The following is a 17892-nucleotide window of genomic DNA, read 5'->3' as shown; positions in this document are numbered from 1 at the left end:
AGATTTCCCAATTAGTAAGACCCCTTGAAGACGACGAGGTTGATAGGTTCGGGGTGGAAGCACAGCAATGTGTGGAGCTGACGAATACTAATCGGTCGAGGGCTTATCCTACAAAGTTTACGAAGTAAACTTACTTCGAAAGCATAAACATTGCCCGGTGTAAAAACCGATATATCGCTTAAGTTTCATTCATTCGCATCCAGTTTTGAAGGTGTAAAATTACACCTATTTATATGGCGGTCGTGGCGAAGGGGTTAACGCACCAGTCTGTGGCTCTGGCATTCGTGGGTTCAAGTCCCATCGATCGCCCCATTTTTCTTTAAAATTACATATAAGCGTTGGGGATTAGCCAAGCGGTAAGGCAACGGACTTTGACTCCGTCATTCCTAGGTTCGAATCCTTGATCCCCAGCCATTATGCGGAAGTGGCTCAGCGGTAGAGCATCGCCTTGCCAAGGCGAGGGTCGCGGGTTCGATTCCCGTCTTCCGCTCCAAATAACAAACACAAGATTACTTCAGAAATGAAGTGGTCTTTTTTATTTGTCTACAACCAACCTGTGGTTAATCATGCATAAAAAAACGCTGACCTTGAGTCAGCGTTTTAGCGTATCCGTGTTATTTTTTTCCTCTATATAAGTAGGTTACAACGAATATTCCAAGGATGAGTACAAGTGAAGCAATATAACTTCCTTCTGCTCCAAATGCTCCTCCAGATAAGTAAATAGGACCGTTATCCGTTACTTGAAGGACCGCTGGGACAGGATCGGTACCCGATACCTGAAAGCCATATACGTAGCCTTGAAAGAAGTTCCAACTCATATGAAGTCCTATCGGCCACCATAGTCCCCCGGTTAATTCACGTGCTACAGCGAATAGAATGCCAGCGAGGCATATATTAATGAAGGGATATGGCGTCTCAAACATACTTGGATTCAGACTGTGCATAAATGCAAAAATGATGGAGCTCACGATAATGGCCGGAGTCCGTCCATAATGATATTTAATGAGACCTTGTACATATCCACGTGAGAATAACTCTTCGGATAAGGCAACAAATGTGAATAAAACAATGCCATCTAATAAGGAAAGCCTCAAGGTTTGATTCCAAGTAGAAGCTTCCCAGCTAATGCCGCCTGCTGCCCAGATCAGAATAGCAGAGATGGACATAAGGATGAATCCTGCAAAAAAGCCTTGAGTAGCTAAAGTACCGCCAAATTGTTGTTTTAGGCCAAGAGACCAGCCATGCTTACGTTCAAACCATGCATACATGGCAAAGACAGAACCAATAAATGCGGCAATTTGTAAATACTGCGTCCAGCGTGCCCCAGTGATGGAAGTTACATCGTCCACACTAGCACCAGAGATGAGAGCGCAGATCGTATAAACGATAGCGCCAACCATTATGATAACAATAGGAATCAAGCCACTTAATACTATTTTTCCAGCCACGCTAAAAAACTTCTTAATAAGATTCACCTTCCTGTTTCAATTCATTAATTACATATTTATCCAAATCTACTATGAAATTATATCCTTCGGTTTATTTTGATGTCAATTCATTTTGTGTGAAAAATATACATTTCTTGCATAGGTCTATTGTGCTATGATGAGGGCAACTATGGATGGAAGCGCTTTTAGTAGATTGATCGATCATAAAGGAGCCGACACATGAGGAAACTCGTCATTGTGCTGCTGTCTGCCATTTGCCTGGTGCTGTTAGGGTTCACTCTATCTTCTTTTATTCAGGTGTTTCATTACAATTTAACAGCTCCTGCAAATGTGGGCAACACAAACAAAACCAGTTATCGGATCATTCTGATTACACAAGAAATGGACACGCCATTTTGGGATAAAGTCGAGGATGGTGCTGCCAAAGCAGCAGCTAAGTATGGCGCCGAATTAGCAGTATGGGGCAGCTATGGAACGAATCAGGAGGATTTTCTGAAAAATATGGAGATTGCTATCGCTTCAAAAGTAGACGGCATCCTCGTACAGGGCCTCAATACGGATGAATTCAATCAGCTTGCTACAGTGAAGGCTGCCAGTAACGGTATTCCGATCTTTACGATCGCTAACGATGTACCAATTGAGGACAGTTTACGCCGAACTTATATTGGTTCTGATCATTATAAGGCTGGTCAAATGATAGGAACGCAGCTGGCTGAAGATATCGGTAAGAAAGGGAAAGTTGTGCTGATGGTCTCCGACCGCCAGGAGGATTTTCAGAGCAGGCGTTTAGAGGGGATTCTAGATATATTAAAGTCCTATCCCGATATCGAGCCTATTACGGTAGTAGCAGGGGATACAAGGGAGAAGGTCGTTACGGCAACAAATGAGATTATGAATAAAGAGCCCAATCTAGCTGCTTTTGTATCTGTGACGGCGAATAATGCGAGTGCGATGGTGCAGGAGATCAGCAAGCGTGCGCAGCTTAGCAGGTTCCATATCTACTCGTTTGATGACAGCCCTGAGATTAAGACGCTGCTTAAGGAAAAAAAGATGAGCGGCATTATCGAGCAATCACCCGAAATGATGGGGGAGCTTGGCGTGCAGCTTATGGTGCAATGGCTAAAGGGTGAGACATTCCCCTTGAAGTATGAAGGGTATTATACCGATATTCGGCTTCTGAAGGCGGATGAGCTTCCATGAATACAGTCCAGAAAAAGATATTGTCACTGACCGCGATCGTCCTCTTTATTATGGTAGCCATTTGGTTCATTCTCACCTATTACAATCAGAAAATGCAGGACCAGTATAATGACATTTTACAACGCTACCTTCAAATGAATGAAGTGAGCGCTTCCAGTCAGCAGCTTGTTACATCGCTGAACAATTATATTCAAACACCATCCACTTCCAAACTGTCTAATGTAGAGGCTGATCGGCAAAGGCTGCTGGAGGCACAGCGGAATATTGCGGATCTGCGTAATAACAGCAATCAGTTTACACTTACGAATTACCTCAATCTAATAGATAGTTTAGTGGATTCAACGAATCGTTCCATACGGCTTCTAAGCGAAAAGAATAATGAAGAGGCTTTAAATGATTTCACGGAAGTAACGCGATTATCTAAATATATTTCGGAGATGACACTGACGCTGCTTGGTACGGAGCTTCAGACCTACGATCAGTTCTATCGAGGTATGATTACTCAATCGGTCGAACTGAAGAAGCTAGGGGTCTGGATGCTGGCACTAATTACATTTCTGCTCTTATTGTTTACGTACTGGTTCTCTCTAAGTATAACCCGGCCAATTCAGAGGCTGACACAAGCAGCCCGTGAGCTGTCACGGGGAAGATTTGATACCCATATCGAAATATATGCCAACGACGAGATATCCTTCCTAGCCAAAACCTTTGACAGGATGCGAGTCAATATTAATAATCTGATCTCCGAGATGCAGTATAAAGCACAGCTCGAGAGCGAACTGCAGCAAAACAAGCTTTTGCTGCAGGAAAGTCAGCTTCGAAGTCTGCAAAGCCAGATTAATCCGCACTTTTTATTTAATACACTGGATACGTTATCGAAGAAGGCTTATTTAGAAGGTTCAGTGGAAACAAGTGATCTTCTGACAAGTGTGGCGAGGCTTCTCCGCTACAATCTGAAGCGTCTTGATCGACCGGTCACCTTGTATGAAGAGGTACGCGTGCTGCGTGAATATATTTTTATCCAACAAACACGGTTTACCGATCGTCTTCGCTTTGAGGAAGAGGTAGATGAAGCCTGCTTGTCGATACAAATTCCTGGGCTTACCATTCAACCAATTATCGAGAATGCTGTTATTCATGCGATAGAGCCGCTCGAGCAGGGTGGTACCATTACCTTCCGTATTCTTGATGAAGGATCGAATGTCATGATCGAGATTGAGGATGAAGGAAGCGGCATATCAGAGGAGAAAATATCGCAGATCGTGGAGGATCGATTCAACTCGCAGGAGGGGGACGGACATTCAACCGGGATCGGATTTGGGAATGTAATCAGCCGCCTTCGTTTGTTCTACGGTCGAGAAGATATTATGGAGATTCAAAGCGAAGTCGGAAAAGGGACAAAAGTAATCTTGAAGCTGCCAAAGGTAAGGGAGGCCGGTTAACTAATGTATAAGCTGCTGATTGTTGATGACGAGCAGATTGAGCGGGAAGGCTTACAAGCCATACTTCAGCATGGACTTCCTGAGCTTGTTATCGAACAAGCGAAAAATGGGAAAATCGCGCTGCAGATGGCGGAAGAATTTCAGCCCGACCTCATATTAATGGACGTCAAGATGCCGGGTATCAATGGCCTAGAGGCAGTAGAACTGATTAATGCTAGTAACCCATCAATTAAGTTCATTATGGTTACGGCCTACGACACTTTCGATTATGCACGCAGGGCTATAAAGCTTGGAGTGAAAGATTATCTGCTCAAGCCAAGCAAAGCTTCGGAGATTGTAGCCACGGTGCAGCGTGTACTCCATTTAATCGAGGAAGAGCGAAAGACCGTTGAGACGACTGAGCAGCAGCGCTTTGCTTTGCAGAGAGTAATGCCGATCATCGAGACAGACATTGTTACGCAATTATTGTTTGATCATGTGCATGAAGTGCATTTGGATGAGCTGGTAGGGCTTCTTGGGGTCAGTACAGCGAATGAGAAATATGCGATGACCGTCTTGCTTCCGAATGGTTCTGAGAACTATTATTCAGCCATTAAAGAAAAGGTGAGAAACATGGGCAGCGGGTGGGTTGGCGCAATGTATGGCCGGCAAATCCCGATTATTGTATTCCCAGAGGCAGAACGGTCCGTCCGCTCTCAAGCGGTTACGATGGCACGCGAGCTGCTTGCTGTAGCAAAGTCTGATGGCCATGAAGGATGGTTCATCGGGATCGGCAATGTTTATGAATCATTGGATCAAATTCGACAGTCCTATCAGGAAGCCTTAATCGCCTCGATGGATCCAACACTGCCGGTAAAATATCGTTTTTATGAGGATACCCCAGTCCTTGGAGTTACACGTGACGGCTACCCAGTCAAACAAATTGAGCAGCAGCTTTTCGACCGGATTCGGCTTGGACAATGGGAGCAGGTTCGTACGGATATGATGGACTTTATCCGTCGCTATGAGAATGAAGGAGCGAATCTGCTGTATACCCAGCAGCGTGTACTTGAGCTGCTCTGGATTGCCTCTCGCGTTTTGCTGGAGATGGGCATTGAGATTGATACACCGCTTTACTCCTCCCAAGCCCAGGACTATAGGCAATTACGAGTGGAGTCAGAGCTGCTGCTTGAACGGATGAGACAAACCTTTTCCGAGCATCATGACCGGATCGAGCCGGATACCATTCAGCAAATTAAGCAATACATAACAGATCATTCCCACGAGGATATTTCCCTCGAAGCAATTGGAAGTATGGTTGGCTTAAGTCCTTTTTATATTAGCAAAATGTTTAAAGACCAGCTTGGTGTTAACTATATTGATTTTCTGACGGAATGCCGGATTAAGAAATCCATCAAGCTCATGGGTGATCCTGAGCGAAGTTTGAAAGAGATTACGTATATGGTCGGCTATCATGATCCTAATTACTTTAGTAAGGTGTTCAAAAAAATGTGTGAGGTCTCTCCTACGGAATACCGGAAAACACTCCTTGGCAAATAAGCTTGCAGCATACAAATTTGTGATAAAGGAAGAGAAGCAAATGAAACTGGGCATCGCAAGGAGAAGGTCAATGCTGTTTATTGCAGCAATGGTCCTCAGCTGTGTCTTGGGGGCATGCGATAGCAGCCAGACAACTAGCGAGACTAATAAGCCGATTCATACAACAACAGCTTCCTCGAATACCACAGATAAGATCAGAAAAATAAAAATTGGATTTTCAATGGATACACTACTTGAAGAGCGATGGCTGAAGGATAGAGATCTGTTCCGGGAGGCTTGTGAGGCGCTTGGCGCGGAAGTGGAGATTATTGCGGCAAATGGAGATGATGCCAAACAGATCTCACAAGCGGAAGCACTGATTAGTGAGGGAGTTGATATCCTTGTTGTTGTTCCTCACAATGCGGATGCAACAGCAGCAATCGTGAAAAAAGCACATTCAGCAGGAATTAAGGTGCTCGCTTATGACCGCTTGATCAAGAACGCTGATGTTGATCTTTATGTTTCATTTGATAATGAGGCAGTAGGGGAACTGCAGGCTAAGGCCATCACGAAGCTTGTACCTAAAGGCAAGTTTGTTTATATCGGGGGTGCAGATACAGATAACAATGCGCATTTGTTTAAACAAGGCGTATTTAATGTCTTGCAGCCGATGATTGACCGTGGAGATATTACTGTCGTATACGATCAATGGACGAAGGACTGGACACCGGTTAATGCTTTAGCGAATATGCAATCGGCACTCGAAGCCAATGACAATGATATTAATGCCATTATTGCAGCCAATGATGCGACAGCAGGAGGCGTAATTCAGGCGCTTCAGGGGCAGGGTCTAGCAGGAAAGCTTCCTGTAGCCGGACAAGATGCAGAGCTTGCTGCGGCGCAGCGTATTGTTGAAGGTACACAGACCATGACCGTGTATAAGCCAATCAAGCTGCTTGCCGATAAAGCAGCAGAACTTGCTGTGAAGCTTGCCAAAGGTGAGGATACAGGCGCAGAACGGACCGTCAATAATGGCAGAATCGAAGTGCCGTCTGTTCTCTTGTCACCAATCGCTGTAGACAAAACCAATATAGACGAGACCATTATTGCGGATGGATTCCATTCTCATGAGGACGTGTATAAGAACGTTAAATAAGGTTTCACGAATGAGGTTAGCCAGTATAAAACTGGCTAACCCATTTTTTTTGCAGGTGCAGCAAAAAAGTATAGGTGGTTATAAAAGAGTGCTATATAATAGCGCTTTCATTGGAAGTTACCCATGCTATAGTTGGTCGTGTAAGGAACTTAGTCATTTATGGAGGGGTAACGAAGATGAGAAAAAGCTTCAAATCGGTTGCACTTTTAATGCTTGTTCTATTGCTCACAGCTCTGGTAGCGGCATGTGGCAAAGGCGACAGCAAAGTAAGCGTTGGTATCGTACTACCTACTAAGGATGAGCCAAGATGGGTTCAAGATGAGCAGCGTTTCAAAGATGCACTTAAAGGCTCAAAATACACAACTGAGATTCTGTTCAGCCAAGGTTCTTCCGCGAAAGAAAAAGAAAACGTTGAAACATTGATCAACAAAGGCATCAAAGTTCTTATTATCTGTCCTCAAGACGGCGACGCTGCTGCTGCTTCAGTAGAAGCTGCTAAAAAAGAAGGCATCAAAGTTATCTCTTATGACCGCTTGATCACAAACACAGATGCAGTTGACTATTACGTAACATTCGACAGCGTATCTGTAGGTGCAGCACAAGCTCAATATCTGGTTGACAATGCAAAAGGCAGCGGCGAGCCATTGTACCTGTATGCTGGTGCAGCTTCTGACAATAACGCATTCCTGTTCTTCCAAGGCGCTTGGAACGTTTTGCAACCAAAAATCGCTGACGGCACTTTCAAAATCGCTAACTCCAGCGAAGCTGAAGCCCTGAAAGATACGAAAGACCTTTCCCGTGACCAACTAAGCAAAATCATCGGTCAAGTAACAACGAACTGGGATCCAAACGAAGCGAAAAACAAAGCTCAAACTCACTTGACTGCTGCTAGCGCAGATATGAAAGGTGATGTAGCAATCCTTGCTCCAAACGATGGTACAGCTCGTTCGATCGCTGATGTATTTGGTGCTGACAGCGCGGTATCCAGCTATGTTGTAACTGGCCAAGACGCTGAGCAAGCTTCGATCCAATATGTAATCGACGGCAAACAATCGATGACGGTATTCAAAGACGTTCGTACGCTGGTTAAAGATGCAATGGGTATGGCTGTAGATATTCTTGACGGTAAAGACCCTGCAACAACTGGCTCGTATAATAACGGCAAAGTTGATGTTAAAGCGAAGCAAACAAATGTAATCACTGTGAACAAAGATAATGTACAAAAAGAGCTTATCGATTCGGCTTACTACAAAGCGAGCGACTTCACTGGTCTGTAATTGTAAACGATGGCGGGGAATAGTGATAGATTCGTCTATCACTATTCCTTACTATTAGTTTGCTAAGCGGATCCTTACGAAGTAAGAATTATCGCAAAGAACGCGAAAATTCTTTTTAGGAGTGCATAATGATGAAAAGCTACATTTTAGAGATGAACAATATCTCCAAGGAATTCACGGGAGTTAAAGCACTCTCGGACGTTAACTTCAAAGTAGAGCAAGGCGAGATTCATTGCCTGATTGGTGAGAATGGAGCCGGCAAATCTACGCTGATGAAGGTTCTAAGCGGCGTGTATCCCTATGGAACCTATAAAGGCGATATCGTGTTTGAGGATGATATACAAGTTTTCAACAAAATCAGTGACAGCGTCAAGACCGGCATCGCTATCATCTATCAGGAGTTGGCGTTATTCCCGGATCTTACGGTTTACGAGAATATTTTTGCAGGAAATGAGATCACACGCGGCAAGATTGTAGATTGGAACAAGACCATAGCTGAAGCTAAGCGCATGCTGGAGCGGGTGGGCCTGGATGTAAATCCGGAAATGCTGATCAAAGACTTGGGAGTAGGCAAGCAGCAGCTTGTTGAAATTGCCAAAGCACTAAGCAAAAATGTAAAGCTGCTTATTCTGGACGAACCAACGGCAGCCTTAAACGAGAATGACAGTGAGAATCTACTTGAGCTTCTGCGGGAGCTGAAGAAGCAAGGTATTACTAGCATTATGATTTCCCATAAGCTGAAGGAAGTTATCGCGATAGCGGATAAAGCAACGGTACTTCGTGATGGACGTACGATTTGCACATTGGATGGTTCCAAGGGTGAAATTACTGAAAATACAATTATTCGCAACATGGTCGGCCGTGAAATCGAAGATATTTATCCGAAGAGAGCAAACAAATCGTTTGGGAACAACATTCTTGAGGTGCGTAATTGGACTGCCTACGATCCTCAGCTTGGCAGGGAAGTAGTGAAGAACGTCAACCTGAATGTTAAAAAAGGAGAAATCGTCGGAATAGCCGGCTTGATGGGCTCGGGACGGACGGAGATTGCTCGCAGCATCTTCGGCAATCCGAAGTCTTATAAACTGCAAGGCGAATTGCTGGTGAATGGTTTACCAAAATCTTTCAAGCATCCGAATGAAGCGATCAAGGAAGGTATTGCCTATGTAACCGAGGATCGCAAGGGAGACGGCTTGTTCTTGATTCAAGATATTAAGAACAACATCTCGGCTGCTAACCTGAATGGGATATCCCGGAGTGGGGTTATTGATGACAATAAGGAGATTCGGATCGCTAGTGATTACAAAAGCTCGCTGAATGTAAAGGCACCTTCGATCGAGCAGATCGTCGGCAACCTTAGCGGCGGCAACCAGCAGAAGGTATCACTAGGCAAATGGCTCTTTGTTGGTCCGCAGCTGCTCATCTTGGATGAACCTACACGCGGGATTGATGTAGGCGCCAAATTTGAAATTTATACGATTATGAACAAGCTGATTGCAGAAGGGATGAGTATCATCATGATCTCCTCTGAGCTTGGAGAAATACTCGGTATGAGTGACCGGATCTATGTGATGGCGGAAGGACGAATTAAAGGCGAGCTGCCTGTAGAAGAGGCTAACCAAGAAAATATTATGCAATTTGCTACGCAATAAATACGCTTACGAAGTTTGAATCACCACGAATGGCTTATAATCGCCATTTGTGTGGCCATTCATTTTAGGAGGAACACCTTATGAATATTGTCACTCAGGGAAAAAAGGAACGCCCGACGAACATTCTCACTGAAGGAAAAACGCTGCTTACAGTGAATATACGCCAATACGGCATGTACATTGCGCTGTTTGTTATCATGCTTACGTTCTCTATTTTAACGGATGGTTTGTTTATGTCTTCCCGTAATATTAGTAATCTGCTCGATGCTACAGGGTATATCGCTGTACTTGCTGTAGGCATGACACTCGTTATCGTGATTCGGCATATCGATTTATCCGTTGGTTTTGCTGCAGGATTCTTAGGAGCCATCGCTGCCATATTATTATCGCAGGCCGGTGTTCCAGTCTATCTGACCATTCCAATCATTCTTGTTCTTGGTATTGTTGTTGGCCTCTTCAACGGTGTACTTGTTGCATCACTTGGTATTCCTTCCTTCGTTGCTTCCCTCGCAGGCATGTTGATCTTCAGAGGCGCATTGCTGCGAGTAACGGAAAAGACAGGAACGATTATTGTAAAGGATGAGCATTTCAACGCATTAGGCAACGGCTATATTCCATCCTTATTCAAACTAGATGATTTAAACTTCTTGTCACTCGTGCTTGGCTTGTTTGTCATTCTGTTATTCATCTACTTCGAGTTCTCGAAGCGCCGAAATAAGATCAAGTATCAATTCGAAGTGATCTCTAAAGGTATGTTTACGGTTAAACTTATCTTCGTATCGGCTATTATCGCTTACATTACTTATATCATCTCAGGTTACAATGGCTTCTCCTGGACGGTTATTATTATGCTTGGTGTTGTAATCATCTATCATTTCCTGACAACAAGCACGGTACTTGGACGCCATATTTATGCGGTAGGCAGCAACCCGGAAGCGGCCCACTTAAGTGGTATTAATGTGAAAAAGATTACGTATATCGTGTTTGGTTCGATGGGTCTACTTTCGGCTCTATCAGGAATCTTGTTCACTGCACGTCTGCAATCGGCAACAACAACAGCTGGTACTCTGTTCGAGCTTGATGCCATTGCGGCTGCATATGTTGGCGGTGTATCCGCTGCTGGTGGCGTTGGTAAAGTAACCGGTTCGATTATCGGTGCGATCGTTATGGCTTCGCTATCAAGCGGCATGAACTTGATGGGAGTTGGTATCTCCTATCAATATATGATTCGCGGCGGTGTACTGGCGATTGCAGTAATCTTCGATGTAATGACACGTAGAAAAAGAGGCTAGTTTCCTTAAAAACAAACAAGCCCAGCGGCTTATGCCTGCTGGGCTTGTTTGTTTTTTAAACCAGATTAATGTCCGGACGCTTCGGTATCGTTAGAAATCCGAGTAACTTCGAACAATTTGAATAATAAGCTGAGCACGATAGCCGTTACAGTTGCAAGAGCCATACCCGACAGAGAGAAGTCGCCAATCGTAATTTTTGCACCGCTTAAGCCAGTAACAAGAACAACGGTCGTTAAGTACAGGTTAGTTGGCTTGCTGTAGTCGATCTTCGATTCAACCAACATGCGAAGGCCGGATGCAGCGATTACGCCAAACAGTAAGAGCGATACGCCGCCCATTACTGGAGCGGGTATAGCAGCGATAAGTGCCGAGAACTTGCCGAAGAATGACAGCAGAATAGCGAATACAGCTGCACCGCCGATGACGAAGGTTGAATATACACGGGTAATCGCGAGAACGCCGATATTTTCACCATAAGTCGTGTTTGGTGTAGAACCTAGGAATCCAGAAATAATAGTTGAGATTCCGTTGCCAAGTAGTGAGCGATGAAGACCTGGATCCTTGGACAGATCTTTTTTGACGATATTCCCGGTTACGATCAAATGGCCAATATGCTCGGCAAGAACGACGAGTGAAGCGGGAACGATCGTAAGTATAGCCGCCCATTCAAAGGTTGGCGTTGTGAACGTAGGTGCTGCAAGCCAGTTACTTGCAGATACGTTTTCGAAATTCGTAAAGTCCATGAAGTAAGCAAGTACGTAACCACACACAATCCCGATTAGAATCGGAATGATGCGCATAAAGCCTCGGAACAGCACCGAACCGAGTATTGTAATGAGAAGTGTGACGATGGAGATGGTAATTGCTGCTCCGTCTGGTGTCCAAACTTCATTAGCTGGTGCGCTCGGGGATTTAATCCATCCTGCCATCCCTGCTGCCACAGGAATCAGCTCAAGTCCGATAACGGCTACGATAGCACCCATTGCAGCAGGAGGGAAAATCACATTAATCCAGCCGGTACCGGCTGCTTGAATAATTAGAGCAACGATCGTGAAGACAACGCCGGCAGCAATAAAGCCGCCAAGTGCAGCAGCATACCCATCAGAATGGGAAGCATGATTGCCGATAACGGCTCCGGCCGGTGCGATAAAGGCAAAGCTCGAGCCGAGAAAAGCGGGAATCTTACCTTTAACAATAAATAGATAAAGCAGTGTGCCAAACCCGTTCATCAGAAGACAAATGGCAGGGTCTACGCCTAGCAAATTTGGTACGAGTACAGTTGAGCCAAACATCGCAAACAAATGCTGAATGCTGAGCATAAGGCTTTGGCCAATTGGCGGTCTTTCCTGGACGCCGATTTCAAGTTGTTTCATCTTGCTGTTAAACCTCCATATAATGAAGTCATTTTTTTGCGCAACTTGATGATTTTACATAGTAATAGTGTTGCTTGGCAAGGCTTTTCTTAGTCCATACAAAATGCAGAAATTATACGAATCAAGAAATTGCAATTGTTTACAATATCTTAAACTCCTTATTTACGTTTAGAAAACATTCTCTCTATACAATTGGGCGAGAAGAAAGAATTTATCAATTGGGAGTGAATGTAATTGATTAGCAGAAGTAAACGCTTTTTATCCATATTCCTCGCAGCAGAGATTGCTGGTACTGCCCTTTTTGGGACCGGCTTAGCGATGGCTGATGGGGCTGTTGCTCCACTTACTGGAACTCCGTATACGGTATCCAATGAATACAATATCAATGTGCCCCACGTTATTATTAATCAGGTATTTGGTGGCGGGACAGCGGCTTCAACCGGAGTTTATTTATCGAATGGCTTTATCGAGCTTTACAATCAAACAGACAATGATATTAATCTGGCAGGATGGTCTTTGCAATATAATGATCGTGGTTCAAGCGCTACAACAGGTGCCATTACTTCGGAATGGAAGAAGCTAGACTTGACCGGTACGATTAAAGCTCATTCCTCATTCTTGGTCACAGGTGCTATTGCGAATGCAACGGCTAATTCAGCAGATGCAAAAATTAGTCTTGCGGGTGCAGCGGACCAGACTTGGGATACTCAATTTATTAACAATAAAGGTATGAAAGTAGTATTGATGAGCAATCAAACACTGCTTGACGCAACAAACGCTAATCCATTTAATACAAAGCCGGAAGGCTATGTCGATATGGTTGGTACAGGCAGTAATGATCCTGGAAGCGACATTGATGGATACGAGGCTGCATTTCCGTCAGGTTCTACGGAAGGAACTTCGAAGAAAAAAGCGATCCGCCGCAAAGACGTGGCTGACCAGGATAATAATAAATCCGATTTTCAGCAGATCGATTATGAAGCATTAAATGCAGCAGGTAAAGAAACGGAGTTAGCTGCGGCGCTGCCGCACAACAGCAATTTTGGTCCTTGGGGAGTTACTACTCCTGAACAGCCAGAAACACCTGAAGTAGAACCGGTTGCCTTTACTACAACTGCACTTGCAGGTGCAATAATCGGTACTTCATATACTGCTACCATTGCAGCCAGCGGTGGAACTGCACCGTATACTTACAGTGCCGCGAATCTACCTGCTGGCTTGCAGCTTGACAGTACAACAGGAATTATATCCGGCACGCCAACATCGGCAACCAAGTCATCACTTATTACAGTGACCGCAGCAGACAGTGCTAATCCCGCATTATTTGCAACGAAGTCGTATTGGATTACGATTGGACAGTCGCTGCGTGAGATGAAAGATACCATGTCCATTGAGAAGATTGCTAGTTTCTCTCTTGGCACTTTCAATGAAGCCGGCGGCGTAGCCGAAATTGTGAAGTTCAATAAAGATAACAATAAGTTTTACTTGGTCAATGGCTCTGGTAATCCGCCAAGCCTTGAGATTGTCAGCTTAGGCAGTGCAACTGGTACGTTGACAACGGAGAAGACGGTTCTTGTGAAGGAGCTGTCTGAGAAGAGTGGCGACTTTAATTACGGTGACCTTACAAGCGTAGATATCAACACAACAACAAAACGGATTGCGGTGTCGGTACAGGAGAAAGATGCGACCACACGAGGCAGGATCCTTGTGCTCGATTATGATGGCAACTTCGTAACCCAATATGATGCAGGCGTACAGCCGGATATGATCAAGTCTACGGAAGACGGTCGTTTTATCCTGACTGCTGACGAAGCGGAGCCGCGTGAAGTGACCGAGGATGCCAAAGGCAGCGTCACGATTGTCGACACCGTTGCCAATACATCTACTCAAGTTTATTTCGATAATCCGGCTGTCATTGAAGACGGCGTTCATATTCGTGGTGATGTGACGAAGGCAACTTCCGATGCCCCTGGAACGAAAGCGGATGCGGCATATGACTTCGAGCCGGAATATATTGCACTCTCTGGTGATAGCAAGACAGCATATGTCACCTTACAGGAAAACAACGCAATCGCTGTTGTTGATATTGCAACGCGCAAAGTTACGGCTGTTAAGGATTTGGGTTTTAAAGATTTTAATGACGTAGCTAATGCACTGGATGTCCAGTCGAATTCCGCAATTCAGCTTGAAACGGTGCCTTTCAAGGGCATGTACATGCCTGACGGAGTATCTTCCTATACCATGAATGGTAAGACTTATCTGTTTACGGCAAACGAAGGCGATGCCTCGGAATTCCGTACCAATTCAAGTACGGTAGGTGCGATGAAGAGCAAACTGGATACGAACTCAGATGCTTACAAATTCCTGAAGGATACAACGGCATACGATAAGGTGGAAGTTGCAGCAGATATGGGCAATGACGGCATCTATATGTATGGCGGCCGTTCCTTCTCGATTTGGGATGCAGCTACGATGGATCAGGTGTATGACAGCGGTAATGACTTCGAGACGATTACGGCAGAACGCGTTCCGGATTATTTCAATGTCAGTAACAGCAAAATCACGATGGATGACCGCAGCGTGAAGAAAGGTCCTGAACCGGAGGATATTAAGGTCGGTAAAGTAGGTAATAAAGAGCTTGCTTTTATTGGATTGGAGCGCACAGGTGGCTTCATGACTTATGACGTCACAGATCCGGAGCATCCACAATTTGCGAATTACACGAATACACGTGTCTTTAAAGGCAGCGACAATAAAGTGAATCTGGATACGGATACGGGACCGGAAGGTCTTGAATTTATCCCGGCCTCGGTCAGTCCAACGGGTCAACCGCTGCTGCTTGTTGCTTATGAAGTCGGCGGTAAAGTTGGTGTCTATCAGATTAATGTAACGAAAGTATCTCTTGATCAAAAGACGCTTTCTCTTACAGTCGGCGGTGCAGCAGGTAAACTGAAAGCTACTGTCGTTCCAGCCGATGGAGCATCTAGCACAATAACATGGTCATCTTCTGCACCTAGCATTGCAACGGTTGATCAGAATGGTCAAGTTACAGCGGTTAAAGCTGGTACAACAGTTATCTCAGCAACAAGCGCTGACGGCTACGCTGTAGCGGAAAGTACAGTAACAGTAGCTCCAGCAACAGTGGTTGAGACACCTGATCAACCAACTACTGGCGGCGGATCCAGTGGCGGAGGTTCCATAATTGTAGACAGCGGTGACACGGGTACAGTAAATGTTGTAACGACAGTAGGAGCAACAACAGACAGTACAGGCAAAGCAAATGCCAATGTCACTTCCAGCCAAATCACATCTGCTCTTAAAAAACTACGGAATGAGTCGTCTACCAGCCAAGCTGGCAGCTTGACGATTACAGCTATTCCTGATCGTAAAGCGAAAGAGGCAGCAATCGTATTTGAAAAAGGCGTATTTGCCTCAGCGAAAGAAGCTGCAATATCAGAACTGACTATTGAAGCGGGTGTAGGTTCAGTATCCTTTGATGCAAAAGCTATCTCATCTATTGCGACAGCATCGAAGAATAATGATGTTACGATTACAGTCCGTCAAACAGATGCTGCGACCGCTGGTGCAAGTTTAACCGGAGCAAAGCGTACTGCTTTGCTTAGTGCAGTAGGCAGTCATCCAGTTTTTGATTTCACTGTAAAAGCGAACGGCAGCACGATTTCCAACTTTGGCGGAGGCTCGGCGCACATTCAAGTGCCTTATACGCCACAGGCTAATGAAGATCGTAATGCTATCGTTATCTATTACATCTCGGATAGTGGTGAGCTAGTAACTGTACCGTCTGGCGTTTATGACTCTTCTACTGGTACTGTAAGCTTTGAGGTCTCTCATTTCTCACGCTACGCTGTAGGTTATAACAAGTTGCCATTCAAAGATACAACATCCAGCTTTGCGAAGGATGCGATCACGTATTTGTCAGCACGCAGCATCATTTCCGGAACGGGCTCGAATCAATTCTCGCCGAAAGCCCGTATTGCAAGAGCTGATTTTACAATCCTACTCTCCCGTATTGCTGGAGCTCAATTAAGCAGCTATAAAGCAGGCAAATTCTCCGATGTCCGTACCACTGACTATTATGCAGATGCGGTACAATGGGCAACCGACAAAGGAATTACAAGCGGGATCGGCGGAGGCAAGTTCAATCCGAAAGCATCGATTACCCGTGTAGAGATGGCTGCTATGTTGGTTCGTTTTGCAGGTGTAATGAACTTCAGTCTACCTGCAAGCAACCAAGCTATTACATTTGCAGACAGCAATTCCATTCAAGCGAGTGTGAAGGAAGCAGTGAAGGCCGTGCAGCAGGCGGGTATCATTAATGGTAAAATGATAGCGAACCGCTCAGGCGTTTACTTTGCTCCACAAGATTCCGCTACTCGTGAAGAAACAGCTAAGATGCTCGCAGTATTCATGCAGCTAATGGCTAAATAATCATTTGTGTCAAAGAGCTGTCTCCCTAGTGGAGATGGCTCTTTTTTTGCTGCAAAGCAGAACGTACATTCTCTGACGCTTCTCCTCTTATGCTGTTATATTGAATGGATGTAGAAAAGAGGTGGCACGATGAAGACACTATTCGCAACCGGTTACCGGGCTAATGAGCTGCAAATCTTTAATCAGAAGCATAAGCACATTCCTTTTATTAAGAAAGCAATAGAAGCTAAACTGCTGCCCCTTATTGAGGAAGGGCTGGAATGGATCATTACACCAGGACAGTACGGGTTCGACCTATGGGTGTGTGAAGTAGCACTTGAACTGCGTCTGACAAATCCTCAGCTCAAGCTGTCGATTATAACGGCTTTTATGAATCCCGATGAACAATGGAAGGATGAGAAAAAGAGCTACTACCAGCAAATCATTTCACAAGTAGACTATTATGGTGCGGTCAGCCATCAGCCCTATGTCGGGCCTTGGCAGTTTCAGGCCAGAGATGAATTGCTATTTCGTAAGTCGGATGGCTTGCTGCTGTTCTATGATGAAGAAGCTGCCGAAGGCAGTTCCAAATACGTAAAGGAGAAAGCGCTGAAGAAGCATCAGGAAGACGGCTATCAGCTCATCTTTATAGGAGCAGATGATATTCAGAACGCAGCCGAAGAAGAGAACTATAATGAATACGATCCTATGTACGATGAGCCTTTTGAGTAAGTAGAAACTTTTTATAAAAAAAGCTTGCATAGCTGTACAAGCCTATGGTATATTCTAATTCCGGCCGAGAGAGACACACGGTTGGGACGAAAAGCTGAACATCATTGATTGATAGAAATTGAAATCGATGAAAAATAACGCTTGACACTAAAACGGACAACGTGATAAGATATGAAACGTTGTTGCGAAAAACAAATTGTTCTTTGAAAACTGAACAACGAGCAAAACTGCCCCGTTAGAAATAACGGAAAAAGCGATAAAAGCAAGTTTGAGCAAGTCAAACAAAACCATTTCATGGAGAGTTTGATCCTGGCTCAGGACGAACGCTGGCGGCGTGCCTAATACATGCAAGTCGAGCGGATCTTGTCCTTCGG

Annotated in this window: 11 protein-coding genes, 3 tRNA genes and 2 rRNA genes; 14 read left to right on the top strand and 2 right to left on the bottom strand. The window is 44.8% G+C overall.

Features of this window, described 5'->3' with window-relative positions; all coding sequences use genetic code 11:
* The 4 genes from AC0YNT_RS30375 to AC0YNT_RS30360 all read left to right on the top strand — a co-directional run.
* A 23S ribosomal RNA gene (locus tag AC0YNT_RS30375) occupies positions 1 to 111 on the top strand; the annotation flags it as partial.
* A 125-nt stretch (positions 112 to 236) separates the two neighbouring features.
* Positions 237 to 312 (top strand) — tRNA-His (locus AC0YNT_RS30370).
* A 27-nt stretch (positions 313 to 339) separates the two neighbouring features.
* A tRNA-Gln gene (locus AC0YNT_RS30365) sits at positions 340 to 414 on the top strand.
* Between the two features lie 4 nt (positions 415 to 418).
* Positions 419 to 493 (top strand) — tRNA-Gly (locus AC0YNT_RS30360).
* Between the two features lie 121 nt (positions 494 to 614).
* Here the strand turns inward: AC0YNT_RS30360 and AC0YNT_RS30355 are convergent.
* Positions 615 to 1448, bottom strand: a complete 834-nt coding sequence (locus AC0YNT_RS30355) for a lysostaphin resistance A-like protein (protein ID WP_475807890.1) — start codon at positions 1446 to 1448, stop codon at positions 615 to 617.
* A 219-nt stretch (positions 1449 to 1667) separates the two neighbouring features.
* Between AC0YNT_RS30355 and AC0YNT_RS30350 the strand changes: the two genes are divergently transcribed.
* The 7 genes from AC0YNT_RS30350 (at position 1668) to AC0YNT_RS30320 (ending at position 10985) form a co-directional block, all read left to right on the top strand.
* Entirely contained in the window at positions 1668 to 2648 is a 981-nt protein-coding gene (locus tag AC0YNT_RS30350) for a sugar ABC transporter substrate-binding protein (protein ID WP_475807889.1), read from the top strand.
* Positions 2645 to 4090 (top strand): sensor histidine kinase, encoded by a 1446-nt coding sequence (locus AC0YNT_RS30345; RefSeq protein ID WP_475807888.1) that lies wholly within the window; start codon positions 2645 to 2647, stop codon positions 4088 to 4090. The genes AC0YNT_RS30350 and AC0YNT_RS30345 overlap by 4 nt, the downstream gene beginning before the upstream one ends.
* A gap of 3 nt (positions 4091 to 4093) precedes the next feature.
* Positions 4094 to 5629 carry a response regulator gene (locus AC0YNT_RS30340; protein WP_475807887.1) on the top strand — a complete coding sequence of 512 codons (1536 nt, stop codon included), beginning with the start codon at positions 4094 to 4096 and terminating at the stop codon, positions 5627 to 5629.
* 70 nt (positions 5630 to 5699) lie between these two features.
* A complete protein-coding gene (gene xylF, locus AC0YNT_RS30335) occupies positions 5700 to 6764 on the top strand; it encodes a D-xylose ABC transporter substrate-binding protein (RefSeq protein ID WP_475807886.1) in 1065 nt (354 codons plus the stop codon).
* A gap of 176 nt (positions 6765 to 6940) precedes the next feature.
* Positions 6941 to 8041 carry a sugar ABC transporter substrate-binding protein gene (locus AC0YNT_RS30330; protein ID WP_475807885.1) on the top strand — a complete coding sequence of 367 codons (1101 nt, stop codon included), beginning with the start codon at positions 6941 to 6943 and terminating at the stop codon, positions 8039 to 8041.
* Positions 8042 to 8172: 131 nt separating this feature from the next.
* The gene (locus AC0YNT_RS30325) at positions 8173 to 9693 is read left to right on the top strand and encodes an ATP-binding cassette domain-containing protein (RefSeq protein ID WP_475807891.1); all 1521 of its coding nucleotides are present in this window, start codon (positions 8173 to 8175) and stop codon (positions 9691 to 9693) included.
* Between the two features lie 80 nt (positions 9694 to 9773).
* Entirely contained in the window at positions 9774 to 10985 is a 1212-nt protein-coding gene (locus AC0YNT_RS30320) for a sugar ABC transporter permease (protein WP_243865607.1), read from the top strand.
* A 65-nt stretch (positions 10986 to 11050) separates the two neighbouring features.
* On the opposite strand, the gene uraA is transcribed toward AC0YNT_RS30320, so the two are convergent.
* Positions 11051 to 12358 (bottom strand): uracil permease, encoded by a 1308-nt coding sequence (gene uraA, locus AC0YNT_RS30315; protein ID WP_475807884.1) that lies wholly within the window; start codon positions 12356 to 12358, stop codon positions 11051 to 11053.
* 234 nt (positions 12359 to 12592) lie between these two features.
* Between uraA and AC0YNT_RS30310 the strand changes: the two genes are divergently transcribed.
* From AC0YNT_RS30310 to AC0YNT_RS30300, 3 genes are all read left to right on the top strand, one after another.
* Positions 12593 to 16807, top strand: coding sequence for a choice-of-anchor I family protein (locus tag AC0YNT_RS30310; protein ID WP_475807883.1), 4215 nt, complete (start codon positions 12593 to 12595; stop codon positions 16805 to 16807).
* 129 nt (positions 16808 to 16936) lie between these two features.
* Complete coding sequence (locus AC0YNT_RS30305) at positions 16937 to 17518, top strand: SLOG family protein (protein ID WP_475807882.1); 582 nt, start codon at positions 16937 to 16939, stop codon at positions 17516 to 17518.
* A 291-nt stretch (positions 17519 to 17809) separates the two neighbouring features.
* Positions 17810 to 17892 (top strand): 16S ribosomal RNA (locus AC0YNT_RS30300); the annotation flags it as partial.

The sequence above is a fragment of the Paenibacillus sp. J22R56 genome (assembly GCF_056269375.1).
This window is presented reverse-complemented; position numbering and strand designations above follow the sequence as displayed.

What these genes read in the sequence shown, in the direction of transcription:
- AC0YNT_RS30350 (WP_475807889.1), top strand. Translation starts at nt 1,668, where the DNA reads ATGAGGAAACTCGTCATTGTGCTGCTGTCTGCCATTTGCCTGGTGCTG.
- AC0YNT_RS30345 (WP_475807888.1), top strand. Translation starts at nt 2,645, where the DNA reads ATGAATACAGTCCAGAAAAAGATATTGTCACTGACCGCGATCGTCCTC.
- AC0YNT_RS30340 (WP_475807887.1), top strand. Translation starts at nt 4,094, where the DNA reads ATGTATAAGCTGCTGATTGTTGATGACGAGCAGATTGAGCGGGAAGGC.
- xylF (WP_475807886.1), top strand. Translation starts at nt 5,700, where the DNA reads ATGCTGTTTATTGCAGCAATGGTCCTCAGCTGTGTCTTGGGGGCATGC.
- AC0YNT_RS30330 (WP_475807885.1), top strand. Translation starts at nt 6,941, where the DNA reads ATGAGAAAAAGCTTCAAATCGGTTGCACTTTTAATGCTTGTTCTATTG.
- AC0YNT_RS30325 (WP_475807891.1), top strand. Translation starts at nt 8,173, where the DNA reads ATGAAAAGCTACATTTTAGAGATGAACAATATCTCCAAGGAATTCACG.
- AC0YNT_RS30320 (WP_243865607.1), top strand. Translation starts at nt 9,774, where the DNA reads ATGAATATTGTCACTCAGGGAAAAAAGGAACGCCCGACGAACATTCTC.
- uraA (WP_475807884.1), bottom strand. Translation starts at nt 12,358, where the DNA reads ATGAAACAACTTGAAATCGGCGTCCAGGAAAGACCGCCAATTGGCCAA.
- AC0YNT_RS30305 (WP_475807882.1), top strand. Translation starts at nt 16,937, where the DNA reads ATGAAGACACTATTCGCAACCGGTTACCGGGCTAATGAGCTGCAAATC.